Origin of the sequence: Paraburkholderia kururiensis JCM 10599 = LMG 19447 (assembly GCF_003986935.1) — a bacterium.
GTDB lineage: Bacteria > Pseudomonadota > Gammaproteobacteria > Burkholderiales > Burkholderiaceae > Paraburkholderia > Paraburkholderia kururiensis.
In genome coordinates, this window is record NZ_RJZE01000004.1 from 181,776 (window position 1) to 201,291 (window position 19,516).

At 65.7% G+C, this 19,516-nt stretch carries 19 protein-coding genes; 15 read left to right on the forward strand and 4 right to left on the reverse strand.

Annotation, left to right across the window (positions count from 1 at the left end; all coding sequences use genetic code 11):
• The first annotated feature begins 63 nt into the window (after positions 1-63).
• The 6 genes from amaB (at position 64) to PKKP23_RS06300 (ending at position 7,170) form a co-directional block, all read left to right on the forward strand.
• A complete protein-coding gene (gene amaB / locus PKKP23_RS06275) occupies positions 64-1,563 on the forward strand; it encodes an L-piperidine-6-carboxylate dehydrogenase (RefSeq protein ID WP_126876234.1) in 1,500 nt (499 codons plus the stop codon).
• A 105-nt stretch (positions 1,564-1,668) separates the two neighbouring features.
• Positions 1,669-2,841, forward strand: coding sequence for an NAD(P)/FAD-dependent oxidoreductase (locus PKKP23_RS06280; RefSeq protein ID WP_126876235.1), 1,173 nt, complete (start codon positions 1,669-1,671; stop codon positions 2,839-2,841).
• A gap of 45 nt (positions 2,842-2,886) precedes the next feature.
• On the forward strand, positions 2,887-4,104 hold the full coding sequence (locus PKKP23_RS06285) for an aminotransferase-like domain-containing protein (RefSeq protein ID WP_126876236.1): 1,218 nt from the start codon (positions 2,887-2,889) through the stop codon (positions 4,102-4,104).
• A 21-nt stretch (positions 4,105-4,125) separates the two neighbouring features.
• Positions 4,126-4,875, forward strand: coding sequence for an electron transfer flavoprotein subunit beta/FixA family protein (locus PKKP23_RS06290; RefSeq protein WP_126876237.1), 750 nt, complete (start codon positions 4,126-4,128; stop codon positions 4,873-4,875).
• A gap of 9 nt (positions 4,876-4,884) precedes the next feature.
• Positions 4,885-5,826, forward strand: coding sequence for an electron transfer flavoprotein subunit alpha/FixB family protein (locus PKKP23_RS06295; RefSeq protein ID WP_126876238.1), 942 nt, complete (start codon positions 4,885-4,887; stop codon positions 5,824-5,826).
• 198 nt (positions 5,827-6,024) lie between these two features.
• A complete protein-coding gene (locus PKKP23_RS06300; RefSeq protein WP_017776515.1) occupies positions 6,025-7,170 on the forward strand; it encodes a porin in 1,146 nt (381 codons plus the stop codon).
• An 88-nt stretch (positions 7,171-7,258) separates the two neighbouring features.
• Here the strand turns inward: PKKP23_RS06300 and crcB are convergent, their stop codons facing one another.
• Entirely contained in the window at positions 7,259-7,645 is a 387-nt protein-coding gene (gene crcB / locus PKKP23_RS06305; RefSeq protein ID WP_017776516.1) for a fluoride efflux transporter CrcB, read from the reverse strand.
• 239 nt (positions 7,646-7,884) lie between these two features.
• On the opposite strand from crcB, the gene PKKP23_RS06310 reads away from it, so the two are divergent.
• The gene (locus PKKP23_RS06310) at positions 7,885-8,223 is read left to right on the forward strand and encodes a DUF190 domain-containing protein (RefSeq protein WP_126876239.1); all 339 of its coding nucleotides are present in this window, start codon (positions 7,885-7,887) and stop codon (positions 8,221-8,223) included.
• Positions 8,224-8,319: 96 nt separating this feature from the next.
• Here PKKP23_RS06310 and PKKP23_RS06315 read toward each other — a convergent pair whose 3' ends face one another.
• The gene (locus PKKP23_RS06315; protein ID WP_017776518.1) at positions 8,320-9,522 is read right to left on the reverse strand and encodes an ammonium transporter; all 1,203 of its coding nucleotides are present in this window, start codon (positions 9,520-9,522) and stop codon (positions 8,320-8,322) included.
• A 463-nt stretch (positions 9,523-9,985) separates the two neighbouring features.
• Here PKKP23_RS06315 and PKKP23_RS06320 point away from each other — a divergent pair, with 463 nt between their 5' ends.
• Positions 9,986-11,620 (forward strand): sensor histidine kinase, encoded by a 1,635-nt coding sequence (locus PKKP23_RS06320; protein ID WP_126876240.1) that lies wholly within the window; start codon positions 9,986-9,988, stop codon positions 11,618-11,620.
• A 183-nt stretch (positions 11,621-11,803) separates the two neighbouring features.
• Here the strand turns inward: PKKP23_RS06320 and PKKP23_RS06325 are convergent, their stop codons facing one another.
• A complete protein-coding gene (locus PKKP23_RS06325) occupies positions 11,804-12,385 on the reverse strand; it encodes a DJ-1/PfpI family protein (RefSeq protein ID WP_126876241.1) in 582 nt (193 codons plus the stop codon).
• An 84-nt stretch (positions 12,386-12,469) separates the two neighbouring features.
• Between PKKP23_RS06325 and PKKP23_RS06330 the strand changes: the two genes are divergently transcribed.
• From PKKP23_RS06330 to PKKP23_RS06350, 5 genes are all read left to right on the forward strand, one after another.
• Positions 12,470-12,985: a GNAT family N-acetyltransferase gene (locus tag PKKP23_RS06330; RefSeq protein WP_126876242.1), complete on the forward strand. Its 516-nt coding sequence runs from the start codon at positions 12,470-12,472 to the stop codon at positions 12,983-12,985.
• Positions 12,982-13,557 (forward strand): BCAL1086 family glycoprotein, encoded by a 576-nt coding sequence (locus PKKP23_RS06335; protein WP_126876243.1) that lies wholly within the window; start codon positions 12,982-12,984, stop codon positions 13,555-13,557. The genes PKKP23_RS06330 and PKKP23_RS06335 overlap by 4 nt, the downstream gene beginning before the upstream one ends.
• 72 nt (positions 13,558-13,629) lie before the next feature.
• Positions 13,630-14,088: an Rrf2 family transcriptional regulator gene (locus PKKP23_RS06340; RefSeq protein WP_017776523.1), complete on the forward strand. Its 459-nt coding sequence runs from the start codon at positions 13,630-13,632 to the stop codon at positions 14,086-14,088.
• 154 nt (positions 14,089-14,242) lie between these two features.
• Positions 14,243-14,890 carry an NAD(P)-dependent oxidoreductase gene (locus tag PKKP23_RS06345; RefSeq protein WP_126876244.1) on the forward strand — a complete coding sequence of 216 codons (648 nt, stop codon included), beginning with the start codon at positions 14,243-14,245 and terminating at the stop codon, positions 14,888-14,890.
• 143 nt (positions 14,891-15,033) lie between these two features.
• Positions 15,034-17,709 carry a mechanosensitive ion channel family protein gene (locus PKKP23_RS06350; RefSeq protein WP_240658779.1) on the forward strand — a complete coding sequence of 892 codons (2,676 nt, stop codon included), beginning with the start codon at positions 15,034-15,036 and terminating at the stop codon, positions 17,707-17,709.
• On the opposite strand, the gene PKKP23_RS06355 is transcribed toward PKKP23_RS06350, so the two are convergent.
• Complete coding sequence (locus PKKP23_RS06355; protein WP_126876245.1) at positions 17,706-18,407, reverse strand: cysteine dioxygenase family protein; 702 nt, start codon at positions 18,405-18,407, stop codon at positions 17,706-17,708. The genes PKKP23_RS06350 and PKKP23_RS06355 overlap by 4 nt on opposite strands.
• 135 nt (positions 18,408-18,542) lie before the next feature.
• Between PKKP23_RS06355 and PKKP23_RS06360 the strand changes: the two genes are divergently transcribed.
• Positions 18,543-19,019: an Lrp/AsnC family transcriptional regulator gene (locus PKKP23_RS06360; RefSeq protein WP_017776527.1), complete on the forward strand. Its 477-nt coding sequence runs from the start codon at positions 18,543-18,545 to the stop codon at positions 19,017-19,019.
• 132 nt (positions 19,020-19,151) lie between these two features.
• Positions 19,152-19,379: a hypothetical protein gene (locus PKKP23_RS06365; RefSeq protein ID WP_126876246.1), complete on the forward strand. Its 228-nt coding sequence runs from the start codon at positions 19,152-19,154 to the stop codon at positions 19,377-19,379.
• Positions 19,380-19,516 lie beyond the last annotated feature (137 nt).

The window sequence follows — 19,516 nt, forward strand, 5'->3', positions numbered from 1 at the left end:
TTCGCACGCCGACGCGCGGCTTCGGCCCGGCACCTGGATTGGAAACACTGAAGAGGCTCTACTGTGAAAGCATCAACCATTCTCTCCGAACTCGGCATTTCGCACCTTGCAGAAGCGGGCGATATCGCGGTTCATTCGCCCATCAACGGCGAGCTTATTGGCCGCGTGGCGAGCCGGTCTGTGGCCGACGTGGATGCGGCGCTCGCGAAAGCTCACGAGGCATTCAAGAGCTGGCGCAACGTGCCGGCACCGCGCCGCGGGGAACTGGTTCGCCTGCTGGGCAACAAACTGCGCGAAAAGAAGCACGCACTCGGCAGCATCATCACGCTCGAAACCGGCAAGATTCTCCAGGAAGGTTTGGGCGAAGTGCAGGAGATGATCGACATCTGCGACTTCGCCGTGGGGCTCTCGCGTCAGCTGTATGGGCTGACGATCGCATCGGAGCGGCCGGGCCATCGGATGGCCGAGACGTGGCATCCGATGGGTGTTTGCGCGGTGATCTCGGCGTTCAATTTTCCGGCGGCCGTGTGGTCGTGGAACGCTGCGCTCGCACTCGTCTGCGGCAATGCCGTGCTCTGGAAACCGTCGGAGAAGACGCCGCTCACCGCGTTGGCCGTAAACAAGATTCTTCAGGATGCCTTGACGGAATTCGGCTCGGCACCTGAAGGCCTGACTGCGCTCGTCAATGGCGGCCGCGATGTAGGAGCGAAGCTCGTCGCCGATCCGCGCTCGAATATCGTGAGCGCCACGGGCAGCACCGAGATGGGCCGCGCGGTCGGCGTGGAAGTGGCGCGTCGATTCGGCCGGGCGATTCTCGAACTGGGCGGCAACAATGCCGGCATCGTGTCGGGTACGGCGGACATGGAACTCGCGTTGCGCGGCATCCTGTTTTCCGCGGTCGGCACGGCGGGGCAGCGTTGTACGTCACTGCGCCGCCTGTTCGTACATGAAAGCGTGTATGACAAGACCGTGGAGCGGTTGAAGACGCTCTATAGCAAGGTCACGATCGGCAACCCGCTGGAGCAAGGCACGCTCATGGGGCCGCTCATCGACGAGCCGTCGTTCAATCGTATGCAGGCGGCGCTCGAACAGGCGAAGCGTGAAGGCGGCAAGGTGTTCGGCGGCGAACGTCAGGGCATCGCGGGTAACGAGAAGGGCTTCTACGTTCGTCCTGCCATCGTGGAAATGCCGACGCAAACCGACGTCGTGCTCACGGAGACCTTCGCGCCAATTCTCTATGTGCTCAAGTATTCGCGCTTCGACGATGCGATCGAAGCCAACAACGCGGCGCATCACGGTCTGTCGTCGTGCGTGTTCACCACGGACATGCGCGAAAGCGAGCGTTTCCTGTCGGCGTCCGGCAGCGACTGCGGCATCGCGAACGTGAACATCGGACCAAGCGGCGCGGAGATCGGCGGGGCATTCGGCGGCGAGAAGGAGACCGGTGGCGGCCGCGAATCGGGTTCGGACGCGTGGAAGGGGTACATGCGTCGCGCAACCAACACCGTCAACTTCTCTTCAGCGCTGCCGCTCGCACAGGGCGTCGATTTCAACATCGAATAGCAACGCGCATGGGGCGTGGGAGACGTTTCGCGCGCAATGGAGCGGGCGATAAGGTGGACGAGATCTCACGCCGTGCATCGAACCATCTGCAATCTGGAGCATGTCGTGAGTTCTAAAGTCGTTATCGTTGGCGGCGGCGTCATCGGTAGTTCTATCGCTTACTTTCTGCGCGCTTCCGACCCGACGATTTCGGTGACGGTCATCGAACGCGATCCGAGCTATGCGAGGTCGTCGTCTGCGCTGTCGGCCGCCTCTATCCGGCAGCAGTTTTCTACGCCGTTGTCCATCCAGATGTCGTTGTACGGCATCGAATTTCTGCGCGATATCGGCGAACGTCTCGAAGTGGAGGGCCACCGGCCATCCATCGACCTGCACGAAGGCGGTTATCTCTTTCTGGCGACGGAAGCCGGGGAAGCCACGCTGCGTGAAAACCACGCCCTGCAAACGAGCCTGGGCGCCGATATCGCGCTGCTGTCTCCCGACGAACTGGCGCAGAAGTTCCCGTGGCTCAACGTCGACGACATCGTGGCCGGCGCATACGGTCTTTCGGGTGAAGGCTGGTTCGACGGCTACGGTCTCGTGCAGGCGCTGCGAAAGAAGGCTCAGTCGCTTGGCGCACGCTACGTGGCTGCGGATGTGACTGGCCTTGAGCGCGACGGACGCAAAGTGACCCACGTTCTGACCGGCGACGGCGAACGTTATGCATGCGACACGCTGGTGAATGCCGCTGGTGCGTGGGCGCGGCGCATTTCGGAACTGATGGGCGTGGATATTCCGGTCTACGCGCGCCGCCGCAGCATCTTCAACGTGTCGTCGCCAGCGCAACTTGCGAACAGCCCGCTGCTGATCGACCCCACTGGCGTGTACTTCAGACCGGAAGGCAAGACGTACATCACGGGTACGTCGCCGGGCGAAGACAACGATCCGAACGACCTGCCGCTCGACGAGGTGGATCACGACCTCTTCGACGAGGTGATCTGGCCGACGCTCGCCAATCGCGTGCCCGGCTTCGAAGCATTGCGTGTGGAGAACTGCTGGTCCGGCTATTACGAATACAACGTGTTCGACCACAACGCGATCATCGGCTATCACCCGGATGTCGAGAACTGCGTGTTCGCGAACGGCTACAGCGGCCACGGCCTGCAGCAGGGCCCGGCGACAGGACGCGGTGTGAGCGAACTCATCATCAATGGCCGGTACACGACGCTGGATCTGTCGTCGCTCAGTTGGGAACGCGTTCTGGAGAACCGGCCCATCGTCGAAAAGAACGTCGTATAGCGGGCCACTTCGTTTTTCATCGGCCGGCTTATCGCAAACGAAGACATGTACGAATTCACTGCACCTTTTCAGCAACCTGCCGGCTCGCCAATACGAGAGTTGTTCAAGTACCTCGGAGAGCCAGGCATGATTTCGTTCGCGGGTGGCTATCCCGCGAGCGACCTTTTCGACGTCGAAGGGCTCAATGCGGCTGCAACGCGTGCGTATCAGGCGCCTGCGCAATGCCTGCAATATGGGCCGACCGACGGGCTGCCGGCGCTCAAGGCACAACTCGTTCAATTGATGGGGAGGCGCGGCGTATTGTGCGCGACGGACGAGCTCGTCGTCACCACGGGCTCGCAGCAGGGCCTTGACCTGCTTCTGCGTGTGCTCGTCAGCCCCGGCGACGTCGTTCTCACGGAACAACCCGCGTATCCCGCCACGCTTCAGGCGTTGCGTTTGCAGCAAGCGCAGGTCGTCACGATTCCGGTGGATCGCGATGGCCTCGATGTAGAACACCTTGCGAAGCGGCTCGCATCGGGAGCGGTATCCCGGCCACGGCTCTTGTATACCGTTCCGACGTTCGCCAATCCGACTGGTGCAACGCTGACGCGCGAACGCCGTATTGCGCTGCTCAAACTCGCGGTGCAGTACCGGTTCCTGATCGTCGAAGACGATCCCTACGGCGACCTTCGATTCTCGGGCGAGCCTATCCCTTCGATGCTCGCGCTGACGAGCGAAGTGGAAGGCTCGCGCGACTGGGTCGTGCATTTCTCCAGTCTCTCGAAAATCGTGGCGCCGGGGTTGCGGGTGGGCTGGACCATTGCGCCCGCGGCAATCGCACGGCGCTGCGTCATTGCCAAGCAGACCGTCGACCTGTGCAGCGCGCCGTGGACGCAGGCCATCTCCGCGGAGTACCTCGCAGAGGGGGCGCTGGAGCGGCACGTGCCCAGGATCGTCGCGGCATATCGCGACAAGAATCACGCGCTGTGCCACGCGCTTCGCGTCGAGCTGGGTGATCGGATCGAATTTCACGCGCCTTTGGGCGGCATGTTCGTATGGGCGCGCATTCCAGGCCTCGACGCGGCAGCATTGCTTGCCCGCGCCATCGAGCACAAGGTGATCTTCGTGCCGGGCAACGCGTTTTTCGCGGATCACGCCGACACCTCCAGCTTGCGCCTTTCCTTCGCTGCGCCCGATATCGCCGCGATTGAGGAGGGCGTGCGCCGGCTCAAACGTGCATACGAAGCAGCGACCGGTACGTCGGTTCGGATGACGAAATGAACAATGAATAGAGGTCGATGAATGAAGATTGTAGTTGCCGTAAAACGCGTGGCGGATTTCAACGTGAAGATTCGCGTCAAGGCGGATCAGTCCGGCGTTGAACTCGCCAACGTGAAGATGTCGATGAATCCGTTCGACGAAATCGCTGTGGAGGCGGCCGTCCGGTTGAAAGAAAGCGGGCAGGCGAGCGAAGTGATCGTGGTGTCGGCCGGGCCGGTGCAGAGCCAGGAGACGCTGCGCACGGCGCTGGCCATGGGCGCAGACCGCGGCATCCATGTGAAGGTGGAGAGCGAACTGCAGCAACTCGGCGTGGCACGCATTCTCCGCGCGGTGGTGGAGCGTGAGCAGCCGGGCCTCGTGATGCTCGGCAAACAGGCCATTGACGACGACGCCAATCAAACCGGTCAGATGCTCGCCGCACTGGCAGGGTTGCCGCAAGCCACTTTCGCGTCCCATCTGCAAGTGGAGGACGGCGCAGCCAGCGTGACGCGCGAAATCGATGGTGGCTCGGAAACGGTGAATGTCCGTTTGCCGGCCGTGGTGACGACGGACTTGCGACTCAACGAGCCGCGTTACGTCACGTTGCCCAACATCATGAAGGCGAAGAAAAAACCGATCGATGTGATCGACGTGGCCGAACTCGGCCTCGACATCCAGCCACGCATCAGGACGCTGAAAGTCAGCGAGCCCCCGAAACGGGCTGCGGGCGAATGCGTGGCCGATGTCGACGCGCTTGTCCAGAAACTGAAGAACGATATGAAAGTGATGTGAGGTCAAGCCATGACGATTCTGGTGATTGCGGAACACGACGACACAACCCTGAAGGCTTCGACGTTGAATGCGCTCGCCGCGGCGAGGCAACTCGGTGCGGCGGTGCACGTGCTCGTGGCGGGGCACAACGTTCACGCGCTGGCGGCTGAAGCCGCCACATTCGAAGGCGTGCAGAAAGTGCTGCACGCCGATGCGAGTCATCTCGCGGGCGGTCTCGCGGAAAACATCGAACCGACCATCGTTGCCGTGGGCGATCGGTACACGCACATCGTGTTTCCGGCCACGGCATACGGCAAGAACATTGCGCCGCGTGTGGCGGCGAAGCTCGCAGTGGGACAGATCTCCGACGTGACCGCGGTACTCAGCGCGGACACCTTCGAGCGCCCCGTCTACGCGGGCAATGCGATCGCGACCGTTCAGTCGCTCGATCCGGTGAAGGTCATCACGGTGCGCCTCTCGGCGTTCGCGCCTGTCAGTGCGCGTGTGGCCGACCCTGCTCCGATCGAAACGCTCGAGCCCGCGCCGGATTCAGGGCTCGCGACGCTCGTCAGCCGCGAACTGACGAAGCTCGAGCGCCCCGAATTGACCGCTGCGAAGATCGTCGTGTCGGGCGGGCGGGGGCTGGGGTCGGCGCAACAATACAAGGCGGTTCTCGAGCCGCTCGCCGACAAACTGCAGGCGGCGTTGGGCGCTTCGCGCGCAGCCGTCGATGCCGGCTACGTGTCCAACGACTTCCAGGTCGGGCAGACCGGAAAGATCGTGGCGCCGGACGTTTACTTCGCGGTCGGCATTTCCGGTGCAATTCAGCATCTGGCCGGCATGAAGGACTCGAAGACCATCATCGCCATCAACAAGGACGCAGAGGCACCCATCTTCGGCGTTGCCGATCTCGGCCTGGTAGCGGACCTTTTTCAGGCCGTGCCGGAACTGACCGGCAAACTCGGTGCGTAATCTCGTGCGTGATCTGGTGCGTAATCTGGTGCGTCAGCCGTAACAGTACGGGCCGGCGCAGGCAGTTTGGTATTTCCGTGCGGGACGGGGTCACCCGCGAGGTGTTGAGTTGGTACGTCGTGCCCATTGCAGTTGCAGTAACGAGCAAGAAGTGAATTATTAACGGCCGTCCTGCGGCCCATAAAGTTTGGAGAACTTGTGAAAAAGACCATCATTGGCGCAGCGCTCGCTGCCGCCGCCTTGCCTGCCTTCGCGCAGAACACCGTGACGCTCTACGGTCTCATCGACGAGGGTTTCGATTTCACGAACAACGTGAACGGTTCGAAGGTGTACGAGTTGCAGAGCGGCTATGCGCAGGGCAGCCGCTGGGGCCTGAAGGGCACGGAAGACCTGGGCGGGGGCCTCAAAGCCGTTTTCCAGCTGGAAAACGGCTTCAACGTGAACAACGGGAAGTTGGGGCAGGGCGGCTTGATGTTCGGTCGCCAGGCGTACGTCGGCCTCGTCAGCGACCAGTACGGCAGCGTCACGTTCGGGCGCCAGTATGACTCGCTCGTGGACTTCCTCGCGCAAACCACCGCCAACGGCAACTGGGGCGGCTATCTGTTTTCGCACCCGTACGACAACGACAACACCGACAACTCGTTCCGCGTGAACAACACGGTGAAGTACACAAGCCCGACCTTTGCAGGGCTCCAGTTCGGCGGCACCTACAGCTTCAGCAACGACACGAATTTCGCGAACAATCGCCAGTACAGCGTCGGCATGCAGTACGCGACCGGTGGGCTGCTGCTCGCAGCGGCCTATCTCCAGGCGAACAATCCTTCGGCATCGGCGGGCGGCGCCATCAACAACGGCGGCGACGAGAACTTCGTCGCAAGCCGCCTGCGCGTGTTCGGCGCGGGTATCAACTACACGTTCGGCAGTGCAACGCTCGGGTTCGCGTACACGAATACCCTTGTTCAGCAGCCTTTGAGTTCGGGCTACGTGGGCGCCATCACGCCGACCGGCGGCGCAACGTTGTCGTCGCTCAGGTTCAATAACTTCGAGGTGAACGCGAAGTATCAGGTGACGCCGGCCTTCTTCGTCGGCGCGGCGTACACGTACACGCGCACGAGCTTCAATGCGACGAGTGGTCAGCTTCATCCGCAATACCACAGCGTGGGGTTGATGGCGGACTACAACCTGTCGAAGCGAACGGACGTCTACGTGCAGGGCGGCTACCAGCATGCGGGTGGCGACAAGACCGGTACGGTGCTCGATGTCGCCTATGTGCCGGGCGCGGATGCGGTCTCGTCCACGTCGAGCCAGTTCGTGCTTCGCGCAGCCATTCGCCACAAGTTCTGATGACGTAGCAAGGCATGACACGGTGAGGCCATACGCGTGTCCTCACCGTGCTCGTGCTGCTGTTGCGCGTCTTTCGCGGAACGTGCCGTTATGCCGGCCGCGCGAGCAGCGTGACCGTGAGGAGTCCGAGCACGGTCATCGCGAGCGAGATGCCCACGTGAATGGCGATCTCGCCCACCGCCCAGCCGAGCCGGCCTTCCTGAAGGTGCGAGACGACTTCCGCGGAAAAGGTCGAGAAGGTGGAGAGGCCGCCCATCAGGCCCGTGATGACGAAGAGCCGCCATTCGGGCGCGAGGCCCGGATAGCGCGCGAATACGCCGACCGCCACGCCGATGATGTAACCCGCCATCGTATTGGCCGCGAGCGTGCCGAGCGGCAGGGCCGGGAAGAGGCCGTTGAGCCGGATGCCGAGCAGCCAGCGCAGCAGCGAACCGAGCGCACCACCCATGGCGACGGCAAGAATCGACAGATACATAGCGGGAAAGAAATCTGTAGAGGAAAAGAAACCTGCGCCTGGCTACGGGCAAAGGTGGCTCGGATCGCGGCCGAAAGGTGGCCGAAAGATGGTCGAAGCGGGACCATTGCGCCTGCCGTTTTCAGCGCGAGAGTCTAGCATCGGGCGAATTTCGGTGCGCTTACGCCGCGCTGCCGTGGTCCATGCCGTGGCCTAAAATCGCAAGAGCGGCGGTTGCTGCGACTTCACGGGGACACGACATGAAAGGCTATCAACTCACGTTCTACACGGAGCAGAGCCGGCGCCACGAGCACCAGCCGGTTGTCGACTGGCTCATGGCCCGCGCAAAGCAGATGGGCGTGCAAGGCGCGACGGTCATTGCGGCGGCCGAAGGCATCGGCCATGCCGGGGCACGCCACGCCGCGCGGTTCTTCGAACTGGCGGACCAGCCGATGCAGGTCATCTTCGCCGTCACGGAGACGGAGTCCGAACTGCTGCTCGATGCCGTACGCCGCGCCAATGTGCACGTGTTCTACACGCGCTGTCCCATCGAGTTCGGCGTGCTGGGCCTGCCCGGCGGCGATCAGGTCGCACCGTGATCGCAGCGCAGGCGTGAGCCACGCCACGCCTGCGTTTCGCGGACGGCTTGGCTTCGCAGCGGCCGTCGCGCAAGCACGGCCGCACCCGCGCCGCGTTCAGCTCGCGGTTTCCCGCTCCGGCGTTGCGGAAATGCGGTGAATCGAGAGGTCCGCGCCGTTGTACTCCGCTTCCTGTTCGATGCGCAGCCCCACGGTGGCACGCAGCGCGCCGTACACCAGCGCACCCCCCAGCGTCGCAATGACGATGCCGCCAAGCGTGCCCACGATCTGCGCGCCGAGCGACACGCCGCCCAGTCCGCCCAGCGCCCGCAGGCCGAAGATGCCCGCCGCGATGCCGCCCCAGGCCCCGCAGATGCCGTGCAGCGGCCACACGCCGAGTACGTCGTCGATGCGCCAGCGGTTCTGCACCAGCGTGAACAGGTGCACGAACAGCACGCCGGCCACCGCGCCGGTGACGAGCGCGCCAAGCGGATGCATGACGTCCGAGCCCGCGCAGACCGCCACGAGCCCCGCGAGCGGACCGTTGTAGGTGAAGCCGGGGTCGTTGCGGCCCGCGAGCCACGCCGTGAGCGTGCCGCCCACCATCGCCATCAGCGAGTTCACGGCCACGAGGCCGCTGATCTTGTCGACGGTCTGCGCGCTCATCACGTTGAAGCCGAACCAGCCTACGGCCAGCACCCAGGCGCCGAGCGCGAGGAACGGAATGTTCGACGGCGGATGCGCGGCCACGCGTCCGTCGCGCTGGTAGCGTCCGTGGCGGGCGCCGAGCAGCAGCACGGCCGGCAGCGCGACCCAGCCGCCAAACGCGTGCACTACCACGGAACCCGCGAAGTCGTGGAACTGCGCGCCGAAGAACTGCTCGAGCGCGGCCTGCACGCCGAAGCGGCCGTTCCACACGATGCCCTCGAAGAACGGATAGACGAAGCCGACGATCACGAACGTCGCGAACAGCTGCGGGTTGAACTTCGAGCGTTCGGCGATGCCGCCCGAGACGATGGCCGGAATCGCGGCGGCGAAGGTAAGCAGGAAGAAAAAGCGCACGAGGCCGTAGCCGTTGTGGGCGGCGAGCACGTCGGCGGGATCGAAGAACTGCACGCCGTAGGCGATCGTATAGCCGATGAAGAAGTACGCGAGGGTCGATACCGAGAAGTCGACCAGGATCTTCACGAGCGCGTTGACCTGGTTCTTTTTCCGCACGGTGCCGAGTTCCAGAAACGCGAAGCCCGCGTGCATGGCCAGCACCATGGCGGCACCGAGCAACAGAAAGAGCGTGTCGGTGCCGGTTTTGAGGTTTTCCATCTGTCCGTCCTGCTATGCGCAAAAAACGGGCAGAGAAAGCAAGATGCGGGCCAAAATGGATCAAGATGGCCTCATGAAGGTGCAACGACGCACCGCCGTGGGCGGAGCGGGCGAATCGCTTCACAGGTTGGCGCCGAGATATCAGCAGCGCGCGTGCACTGCATTCAGGCAAATAGCACCGAATGTGTGCGTACGATCCGAGAGAGGGCCGTCGCACGCCAATTTGAGGCATTTTCTTAAAACTGCCTTACGTCCTCGCCGTCGCCATGCCGCGCGCATGGCGATGCGCGTGGTTGTCGGTGCCGGCTTTACGCGCCATGCCCCGCCCGGCAAGGCCCTCGCGCCGTCGCACCGCGGCCCGGGCGCGTGCGCCTTTGTCCCCGGGCTCAAAGGCGACATAATGAGACCCCCGCCATGAGTCTGACGTATGCCGCCCGGCGGACTCACGAACCTTCCTGCGCGCATGAGACTGACGACCAAAGGGCTGCTGCTGATCGCCATTCCGGCCGTGTTCGAGCTGACGCTTCTCTCGGGAATCGTCAAGGCACAGGCCGATGCGCTCGAAGCCGAGCGTGCCGCGCAGCACAGCCAGGACGTGCTTACCCAGACGTCGCGCATTCTCGAACCTGTCCTGCTCGAATCGGCGCGCCTGCGCGGCGCCGTAGCCGCGACCGACACGACCTACGCGACGCCCGTTTCGCTCTGGATGGACATCGACCGCCGCATCGACGGACTCGTCGAACTCGTGGCCGACAATCCCGGGCAGGTCGAGCGCGCCGCGCAGGTCCGCCAGGCGGTGCAGGCCTACCGCCAATGGTCGGACCGGGTGCAGGACCTGCTGCGCTCGGGCCGCCGCGCCGACGTGCTTGCGCGTTTTCGCGACCTCGGCGTGACCGATGTGCTGGACCGCGTGCGCGTGCAGGTGATCTCGTTCCAGGCGGAGGAAAAGCGTCTCGACGTGCTGCGCGCCACGGCGGCCGAAGCGGCGCGTGCGCGGCAGCAGACGCTCGTCGTCACGGCGGTGGTGGCGTCCATCGTATTTGTCGCGCTTGCGGTGTATCTGTTCACGCGCGGTCTGCGCGGGCGCCTCGCGCTGCTTTCGGACAACGCCGGGCGTCTGGCGGGCAACGAGCCGCTCGCCCCGCTCACGGGCGGCGACGACGAGATCTCGCGGCTCGACCTGGTGCTCCACGAGACGAGCCGGCGCCTGATCGAAGCCGAGCGTCTGCAGGTGCGCTTCCAGTCGGATCTCGGCCGCCGCGCCGCGGAACTCGCGAACATCAACGAAAGCCTGCGGCAGCAGACCCAGGAAAACGAGATGTTCATCTATAGCGTCTCGCACGATCTGCGCGCGCCGCTCGTCAACCTGCAAGGCTTTTCGAAAGAGCTCACGCACGCGTGCGAGGACCTGCGCCGCGTGGTGGCGCAGTCGTCGCTCTCGCCCGAGCAGCGCGCGCACATCGAGCAGCTCATCAACGACGACATCGCGGTCGCGCTGCGGTACCTGCAGTCGGCGGTCTTGCGCGCCTCGCACATCATCGACGCGTTGCTGCGGCTCTCGCGGGTAGGCCGCGTCGAGTACCGCCGTCAACCCGTGGACGTGGAGGACATCGTGCAACGCGTGATCGACGCCATGCGCGTCTCGATCCGCGCGCGGCACGCCGAAACCGTGGTGCATGAGTTGCCCGCGGTGTGGGGCGACCCGACCGCGCTCGAACAGGTGTTCGCCAACCTCATCGGCAATGCGGTCAACTATTTGAGCCCCGCACGCGAAGGCCGCATCGAAATCGGCACGACGGCCGCGCCGCCCGGCGTGCAGACGTTGCGCATTTTCTACGTGAAGGACAACGGCCTCGGTATTCCCGAGGTCGCGCTGCCGCGGCTCTTCAATGCGTTCCAGCGCATGCACGGCAACGTCGCCGCAGGCGAGGGCATCGGGCTTGCGCTCGTGCGGCGCGTGGTGGAGCGGCACGGCGGCCGCATCTGGGTGGAATCCACCGAAGGCGTGGGCACGACGTTCTATTTCTCGCTGCCTGAGGCGGCGGCGAAGGCGCAGTTGACGGCCGAGGCGGTGGGGTCGTCGGAGACGCAGGGGTAAGGGGGCGTTGCGGGCTCTCGCGTGCCGTTGTGCGGCCGCCCGATGTGGGCGCGCCGTGCCACGGGTCTTTGTGGCACGGCGCGGGTTTGAGAGGGTGAGGGCGGCTCTCTCGTCGCCCTGCGCGTTAGTGTGTCAGCACGTTGCGAGCACGCGAGACGGATGCGGCACGACGGCGGCCCACGCTCAAAGCTCGATGCGCGTGCCGAGCAGGATGAGGAACTGGCGCAGCCATTCGGGATGCGCGGGCCATGCGGGTGCCGTGACGAACGGTGCATCGGTGATGGCGGCGTCGACCGGGATATCGGCATAGTCACCGCCCGCCAGCCGCACTTCGGGCGCGCAGGCCGGGTAGGCGGAGATTCGCTTGCCGCGGATCACGTCGGCGGCGGCGAGCAACTGGGCCGCGTGGCAGATCGCCGCGATCGGCTTCTGGGCCGAGGCGAAGTGGCGCACGAGGTCGATCACGCGCTTGTCGAGCCGCAGATATTCGGGCGCGCGGCCGCCCGCAATGGCGATGGCGTCGTAGCGAGCCGGGTCGATATCGTCGAACGACGCATTGAGCGTGAACTGGTGCCCCGGTTTTTCCGTGTACGTCTGGTCGCCCTCGAAGTCGTGGATGGCGGTCTTCACGCGCTCGCCGGCCTTCTTGCCCGGGCACACGGCGTCCACCGTATGGCCCACGGCCTGTAGCGCCTGGAACGGCACCATCGTTTCGTAGTCTTCGGCGAAGTCGCCGGTGAGAAACAGAATCTTCTTCGCTGCCATCGTAAGTCTCCGGTTGAGGAACGGAACACTGCGGACGTCGGTGGAGTCTACTCCAGCATCGTTGATGAATCGGTGACGCAGTCGATGGATGCTTTCCGATGGCGGCGCTACGCGCGCCGCGACGCCCCGGCGCTGGCCGCGCTGTTTCGCGAGGCGGTGTTGGCGGCGACGCATTACGACGTGCGCGCCCGCACCGCGTGGGCGCAAGGCGCCGACGACCTCGATGCATTCCGGCGCACGCTCGCGCACGGCCTGACACTCGTCGCCGTAGCCCAGCCCCGCGACGATGAAGCCGCGCATGGCGGAGAAGCGCTGGCAGCGTTTGCCCAGCTGCATCCCGCCGACCACGTCGAGATGCTTTACACGGCGCCACGCTGGGCCGGGCGGGGGCTCGCGTCAAGCCTGCTCGCGCGGCTCGAAGGCGCGGCTCGCGAGGCGGGCGCGGTGGTGCTCACGGCCGACGCGAGTGCCGCGGCCAGACGCGTGTTCGAGCGGGCGGGCTTCGGTTGTGCCGGGGACGAGGTGGTCTGGCGCGAGGGCGTATCATTGCGCCGTTTTCGTATGTGCAAGCCGCTCAACGCGACACAGGATTTCCGATGACCTTCCGTAACAGTGCTCACGCTTCCCGTCGTACCGGCCACTCCGGGTGTTCTGGCGGGGCTTCTCGTCGTCGCTTCACGATCGCCTCGCGCACCGCGCTCGCGTGGATGTTCGCGCCGCTCGTGCTGCTCGCGGGCTGCGAAAAGCAGACTTCGCCGTCGGACGCCGACGCAAAGCTCAACGACGCCGCGAAGCAGGCCGGCCAGAAGCTCGACCAGGCGGCGAGCTTCGTCGGTCAGCAGCTCGACGCGGCACGCGCCGCGGCGCAGAAGCATATCGACAAGGCGGCGTCTGCCGCGTCTGCGGCCGTGGGGGCATCCGCGCCGACGTTGTCGATCGACCCGGGCGCGCTTGCCTCGATGGCGCAAGGCCATCTGCAGGGCGCCGCAAGCGCAGTGGCCGGCGCGGCTGCCGCGGCAGCGGGCAACAGTCTCGAACAGGCGGGCCGCAAGCTCCAGCAATGGGCGAGCACGGTGGCGGGGGCTTCGTCCGTGGCAGGGGGGACGACGACTCAAGGGTCAGCATCTGGCGCCGCAGGCGCGAGCGGGGCGCCGGCGCGTACCAGCCCGTAAAGCCCGATCCCGGATTGACTGCTTCGATAAATGTAACTACCATGCGTACACTTTTTGTCGTGCAGGTGCGTGATGAACACGAGTAGCCGCTTCGCGTTTGCGGTGCACGTGCTTGCGCTGCTGGCGCAGCAGGAGGGCGTGCCGCTGTCGTCGGAGATCATCGCCGGCAGCGTGAACACGAATCCGGCGTTGATTCGCCGGCTGCTGACCATGCTGGCGCAGGCGGGGCTGACCACCTCGCAACTGGGTGCGGGCGGCGGGGCGCTGCTGGCCCGTGCGCCCGAAGACATCACGCTGCTCGAGGTCTACTGCGCGGTGGAAGACCCGCAGCTGTTCGGCCTGCATCGCGAGGAGCCGAACCCGGCGTGCATGGTGGGCCGCAACATCCAGCAGGTGCTGCGCGGCATCATGGACGACGCGCAGCGCGCCATGGAGGCATCGCTTGCGGCACGCACGGTTGCCGATACGTTCTCAGACGTGGTGCGCCGCGAACGGCTTCGCAAGCGGCGCACGGCGCGCAGCGAGGGTTGATGCGGCGTGAGAGCGGGTGGGCGGAGTGGTTGCCGGCCAGGGGATGCGTAGTTAGGGAACCGGTAATCAGGAACGGGGCATTGCCCCGGTTTTTTTCGCTGTATATGTAATCGAGTTAGTTACATTTTTTGATCTTCACAAAGGGAGTATCGACATGAGCAAGACGTTGAAAATCGCGCTGTTTGGCGCAACCGGCATGATCGGTTCACGCATTGCCGCCGAAGCCGCGCGCCGCGGGCACCAGGTCACCGCGCTCGTACGCAACCCGCAGCGCGTGCCGGAAGACACCGCGAACATCCATGCGTCGCAGGCCGATCTGCTCGATGCGGCGAGCGTGGCGGCGGCCGTGCGCGGCCATGACGTGGTCGCGAGCGCCTATGCTCCCGCCCTCGACAACACGGCGACGCTCGACACCGCCACCCGCGCGCTGGTGGCCGGTGTGCGCGAAGCGGGGCTCAAGCGTCTCGTGGTGGTGGGTGGCGCGGGTTCGCTCGAAGTTGCGCCGGGCAAGCAGCTCGTCGATGCCGAAGGGTTTCCGGCCGCCTACAAGGCCGTTGCGCTCGCGCACCGCGAGGCGCTCCACTACTACCGCACGGTCTCCGACCTCGACTGGACGTTCTTCGCCCCCGCTGCGATGATCGCGCCCGGCGAACGTACGGGCCAGTTCCGCACAGGCGCCGGCACGCTGATTGCCGACGCCGCGGGCACGAGTCGCATTTCCGCCGAAGACTACGCGATTGCATTCGTCGACGAGCTGGAGCAAGCACGCTTCGTGCGTCAGATCGCGACGGTCGCGTACTAAGACGTAGTAAGGCGGTAAGGGCAGATCGGACAGGCGCGCGCAAGCGTGCTGACAATCTGTTACGCACGCTCACGCAGCTTCACGCGTCCGGTGCCGGAGGACAGCTAAACTTGTGCGTCCTTTTCGTACCCGTCCCGCTCGCCATGAAGTCAAGCCTGGAGCAGCGTGATGCAGGCACGCCGGCCCTTGCGCCGGCGCGCCGGACCGCCGCTCGTTCTCCTCGTCGTTCCGGTCGTCGCTGCGGGTCTTCCCGCACCGGCCGGCCGTTCTGCGCGCGCCTCGCGGCGCCGTTCCTTTCCCTCTGGCTCGTCGCGTTCGCGATACTCGCGAGCTTTGCCTGCGTGCCCGGCGTCGCCCGTGCGGCAGGTGCGTCCGGTGCGCCGGGCCTGCCCAGCGCGCCGGCGCCCGGCGCGGCCACGCCCGTGCTGACGGCGCTCCAGAGCCTCATCAGCAGCGCGACGGCGTCGGCGGCGGTATCCGCCTCGGCGCCCGATGCCGCTTCGGCGGCGTCGCCCGCCAGCGAGGCGGAGTTCGCGCGTTCGCTCGACAGCGTGATTTCGACGCTCGACAACGACCGCCAGCGTCGGGCCCTCGTGATCCAGTTGAAGAAGCTGCGCGACGTTTCGCAGCATGCGGCGCCGCCTGCCGCGGCGTCTGCCGCGCAGGGCGCGGCGGGGTTGCTCGGCGCCATCGCTTCGGGCCTCGCGTCGGTTGCGGCGGACGTGCACCAGGGCCGCACACCGGCGCGCTACTGGAGCGGGCGCATCAACGCCGCCGCCAACGAGTTGTACGCCATCGTCGCGAGCCAGGGTTCCGAGCATTTCGGCAAGGTCGTGCTCGACATGCTGGCGATGCTCGCCGGCTGGGGCGCCTGCGCGGGCAGCCTGATCTGGCTGCAACGCCGTTTGCATGCGCGCTTCGGCATCGTGGAGGGGCTGAAGCCGAACCCGGCGACGCGCGAGTTGCTGATCTTCGCCTTGCGCCGTGTCGGACCCTGGGTCGTCGCCTTCGTCGCGGCGCTCGCCTTTGTGCGCGCGATGCCCGAGGCGCTGGGCCGCACGCTCGGCATGGTGATCGCTTACGCGATCGTGGCGGGCGCGGTGTTTTCGGCAATCTGTCTCATCATGTTTTCGCTGTTCGGCTCCGGGCACCGGCGCGCGGCCGTGCACGTGCTGCTGCGCGACGCGCGCCGGCTGCTGTTCGCGATCGGCGTGTGCGGTGCACTGGGCGATGCCGCCGTCAACTACGACGTCGCGCATCAGCTCGGCCCCAATCTGGCGGGGCTCGTCTCGACGGTGGCCAACATGACGGCCGCGGTGCTCACGGCGTATTTCGCGCTGGCGTTCCGGCAGCCCGTTGCGCATCTGATCCGCAACCGGTCCTACGAGCAGCGGCACGATCACCGCGCGGCGACCGAGGGCTTCGAGGTGCTCGCCTCGCTCTGGCATCTGCCGATGCTGCTGCTCGCGGGGGCGTCGATCGTCGCGACGCTGGGCGGGCTTGATTCCAGCGAGGACGTTCTGCAGATTTCGGTGGTCACGGCGCTGCTGCTCGTGATCGCGTTCTTCCTTTCGGCCATCGTGCTGCGCCTGACGCGCCCGCGTCTCAACGACACGCATCGCCGCCGGCGCCACCGTTCGCCGTATCTCTGGCGGCTGCTGCGCTTCGCCGGCACGCTCGTGATGCTGTTCGTCTGGCTCGCGTTTCTCGAGTTCTCGTCGCGGCTATGGGGCGTGTCGCTCGCGGGCATGATCGAGGACAGCGTGACCGCGCGCGGCATCGCCCATGCGGTCACGGCCATCCTCACCACCGTCTTCGTCGCGTGGCTGATCTGGATTCTCGTGGATACCGCGATCCAGGAGGCGCTCAATCCGGGCGGTCCGCGCAGCAAGTCGCGCAACCCCGGCACCCGCGCGCGCACCATGCTGCCGCTCGTGCGCAACGCGCTCGCGGTCACCATCCTCACCATCGCGGCCATCGTGACGGCGGCCAATCTCGGCATCAACGTGACGCCGCTGCTGGCGGGCGCGGGCGTGATCGGGCTCGCGGTGGGCTTCGGCGCGCAGTCGCTCGTGACTGACCTCATCACGGGCCTCTTCATCATTCTCGAGGACACGATTTCGGTAGGCGACTGGATCGAGATAGACGGCGGCCATGCGGGCACGGTCGAGCATCTGACCATACGCACCGTGCGGCTGCGCGACGGGCAGGGCGCCATTCACGCCATTCCGTTCTCGCAGATCAAGATCGTGAAGAACCTCTCGCGCGACTTCGCTTATGCGGTGTTCGAGGTGCGCGTGCCGTTCTCGGCCGACGTGGACATGATTACGGCGCTGATTCGCGAGGTGGGCGCCGACCTTGCCGCCGACTTCCGCTATCGGAACGAAATGCTGGGGCCCGTGGAAGTGTGGGGACTGGACCGTTTCGATCCGAACTGGATGGTGGTGAAAGGGCAGATCAAGACGCGGCCGCTGCAGCAATGGAGCGTGGCGCGCGCGTTCAACGTGCGTCTGAAGCGGCGCATGGACGAGGCGGGCATCGAGATTCCGGTGCCGCAGATGCAGGTGTACACGTCGGCGAGAACGCACGGGCGGCAGGCGGATGGGGCAGAGGAAAGCTCGACCGCGACGCGGCACGAGGTAGGAGCCGCTCACGAGCAACCGGCGGCGGGCGTTACGGCGGCAAGGTCGTCTGTCGACGTGCCGCAGGCGCAGGCACGCGACGTCTCGCACGAACCGCGACCGGCGCCGGCGCCGACCGGCGGCTCGATGGCCGCGCCGCCGCAGATCCCCGTGGCCGGCGACGCGCCGAAAGGCTAGGTGAGCGCGGCCTCGCGCACGGGCGTTTGCGCGACGACGTCTGGCGCAACGGTTTGCCCGTCGCGGTTCAAGCCGCTCGATATCGCGCCGATGCTGCTTTCGACGCCGCTTTCGGCCACGCGAACCAGATCGTTCACGTGCGTCGCGATCTGCGCGCCCGCCACGCCGTAGACGTGTAACGACACGGCGCGCCGGCCACTCTCGTTGGCAAGCCGATGGATGGCCGCATGTCCTGCGCGCGTGACCGACACTGCCCCGGCCGCGCGCGGCTGCGTGCGACACGCAGTGGCGCAGGCGCCAGCCTCGTCCCAGCGATACAGCGATTCCGTGAGTTTGCCTTCGACCACCGCATAGCCGCACCACGTGTGATGCGCATGTACCGGGCTGGCCTGGCCCGGCATCCAGACGAGCGCGGCGATGGCGTAGCGGCCGTGCGCGTCGGCGGCGAGCAGGTGGCGGCGGTACCCGTGGGCGTCGCCCTTGCAGGCAGACTCGTCGAGCAGTCCCGGGTCGGCAATGGCCTCGGCCAGCGCCGAGCGGACGCGCTGCGCGAACGCGGCATCGCTTGAGCGAAGCGGCGAGTCGCCGGCTGGCGCGGTGCTCTCGAATGCCTCGTTCAAGTGATCGCACAGGCGCTGGATGGCGGCGCGCGCGGACGAACACGGCTGGAAGAGCGGGGCAGCGGCGGTCGATTTCATGGCGGTCGTCGGGACGGCACCGGTTGTGGTTCGATACTGCGATTTATACCGGCTTGCGCAGAGAAACGGTTTCCATATAATTTCCCGCTTAGGCTGAAAAGTAGAATAAATTTCTATTCAAAGGGGTGTGTGGGAATGGACATCATCGACCGGAAGCTGCTGGAGCTGCTCCAGCAGGACGCCACGATGCCGGTGGCGGAACTGGCGCAGCGGGTGAATCTGTCGCAGACGCCGTGCTGGAAACGGGTGCAGCGTCTCAAGGAAACCGGCGTGATACGCGGCCAGGTGGCGCTATGCGATCCGAAGAAGCTGGGCGTGGGCACGACGGTCTTCGTCGCGGTGCGCACCAACGAGCACACCGAAGCGTGGGCGCAACAGTTCACGCGCGCCGTGCAGGACATTCCCGAGGTGGTCGAGGTCTATCGCATGAGCGGCGAAACGGACTACCTGCTGCGCGTGGTGGTGTCCGACATCGAGGACTACGACCGCGTCTACAAGCAGCTGATTCGCGCGGTGCCGCTGTTCGACGTGAGTTCGAGCTTCGCAATGGAGCAGATCAAATATTCCACGGCGTTGCCGGTGCGGCCGGCGGCATTGCTGGACGGGCGCTGACAGGCGTTGCGTGGGGTGCAAACCGCAAGGCGGACGCAAGGTGCGGCGGCGTAGAATGCCGGGTCTGCCGAAGTTAGCCAGACCCGGCAGCCCAACCTGTCGGCCACACCCATCGGATTCCGAGTCTCTCCCATGAACGACCAGCGAAAGAAGAACCCCACCCTTGGCGTTGCCGTTTTCATCGTGGTGGCGGTGCTGCTCGTGATCGGCACGCTGCTCTTCAATGCGATTCGCGGCAAGCGCGAATACGACGAAACGAACGAGGCGCCGTCCGCTGCGGCTTCCGCTGCATCGGCCGCAATGGAGCTCACGGCGCCGGCGAGCGCACCGGCTGTCGCGGCAAGCGCGGCTTCGCAGTGAGCTGTGCAACTGGCTATGCGGTGAGGCGTGCAGCGACGCCTGTGGCAGCGACCCGTGCGGCAACGATGCCCATTGGCGGCGTCATGTCGGGCGGCGTCACGTCGCGCTCTGCCGCTCGTCGGGCGGCCCGTCGATAA

Bases quoted from the DNA above. Each gene is read 5' to 3' on its own strand.
- PKKP23_RS06285 (WP_126876236.1), top strand. From the start codon at position 2,887: ATGTACGAATTCACTGCACCTTTTCAGCAACCTGCCGGCTCGCCAATA.
- PKKP23_RS06290 (WP_126876237.1), top strand. From the start codon at position 4,126: ATGAAGATTGTAGTTGCCGTAAAACGCGTGGCGGATTTCAACGTGAAG.
- PKKP23_RS06295 (WP_126876238.1), top strand. From the start codon at position 4,885: ATGACGATTCTGGTGATTGCGGAACACGACGACACAACCCTGAAGGCT.
- crcB (WP_017776516.1), bottom strand. From the start codon at position 7,645: ATGTATCTGTCGATTCTTGCCGTCGCCATGGGTGGTGCGCTCGGTTCG.
- PKKP23_RS06310 (WP_126876239.1), top strand. From the start codon at position 7,885: ATGAAAGGCTATCAACTCACGTTCTACACGGAGCAGAGCCGGCGCCAC.
- PKKP23_RS06315 (WP_017776518.1), bottom strand. From the start codon at position 9,522: ATGGAAAACCTCAAAACCGGCACCGACACGCTCTTTCTGTTGCTCGGT.
- PKKP23_RS06320 (WP_126876240.1), top strand. From the start codon at position 9,986: ATGAGACTGACGACCAAAGGGCTGCTGCTGATCGCCATTCCGGCCGTG.
- PKKP23_RS06325 (WP_126876241.1), bottom strand. From the start codon at position 12,385: ATGGCAGCGAAGAAGATTCTGTTTCTCACCGGCGACTTCGCCGAAGAC.
- PKKP23_RS06330 (WP_126876242.1), top strand. From the start codon at position 12,470: ATGGATGCTTTCCGATGGCGGCGCTACGCGCGCCGCGACGCCCCGGCG.
- PKKP23_RS06335 (WP_126876243.1), top strand. From the start codon at position 12,982: ATGACCTTCCGTAACAGTGCTCACGCTTCCCGTCGTACCGGCCACTCC.
- PKKP23_RS06340 (WP_017776523.1), top strand. From the start codon at position 13,630: ATGAACACGAGTAGCCGCTTCGCGTTTGCGGTGCACGTGCTTGCGCTG.
- PKKP23_RS06345 (WP_126876244.1), top strand. From the start codon at position 14,243: ATGAGCAAGACGTTGAAAATCGCGCTGTTTGGCGCAACCGGCATGATC.
- PKKP23_RS06350 (WP_240658779.1), top strand. From the start codon at position 15,034: ATGAAGTCAAGCCTGGAGCAGCGTGATGCAGGCACGCCGGCCCTTGCG.
- PKKP23_RS06355 (WP_126876245.1), bottom strand. From the start codon at position 18,407: ATGAAATCGACCGCCGCTGCCCCGCTCTTCCAGCCGTGTTCGTCCGCG.
- PKKP23_RS06360 (WP_017776527.1), top strand. From the start codon at position 18,543: ATGGACATCATCGACCGGAAGCTGCTGGAGCTGCTCCAGCAGGACGCC.
- PKKP23_RS06365 (WP_126876246.1), top strand. From the start codon at position 19,152: ATGAACGACCAGCGAAAGAAGAACCCCACCCTTGGCGTTGCCGTTTTC.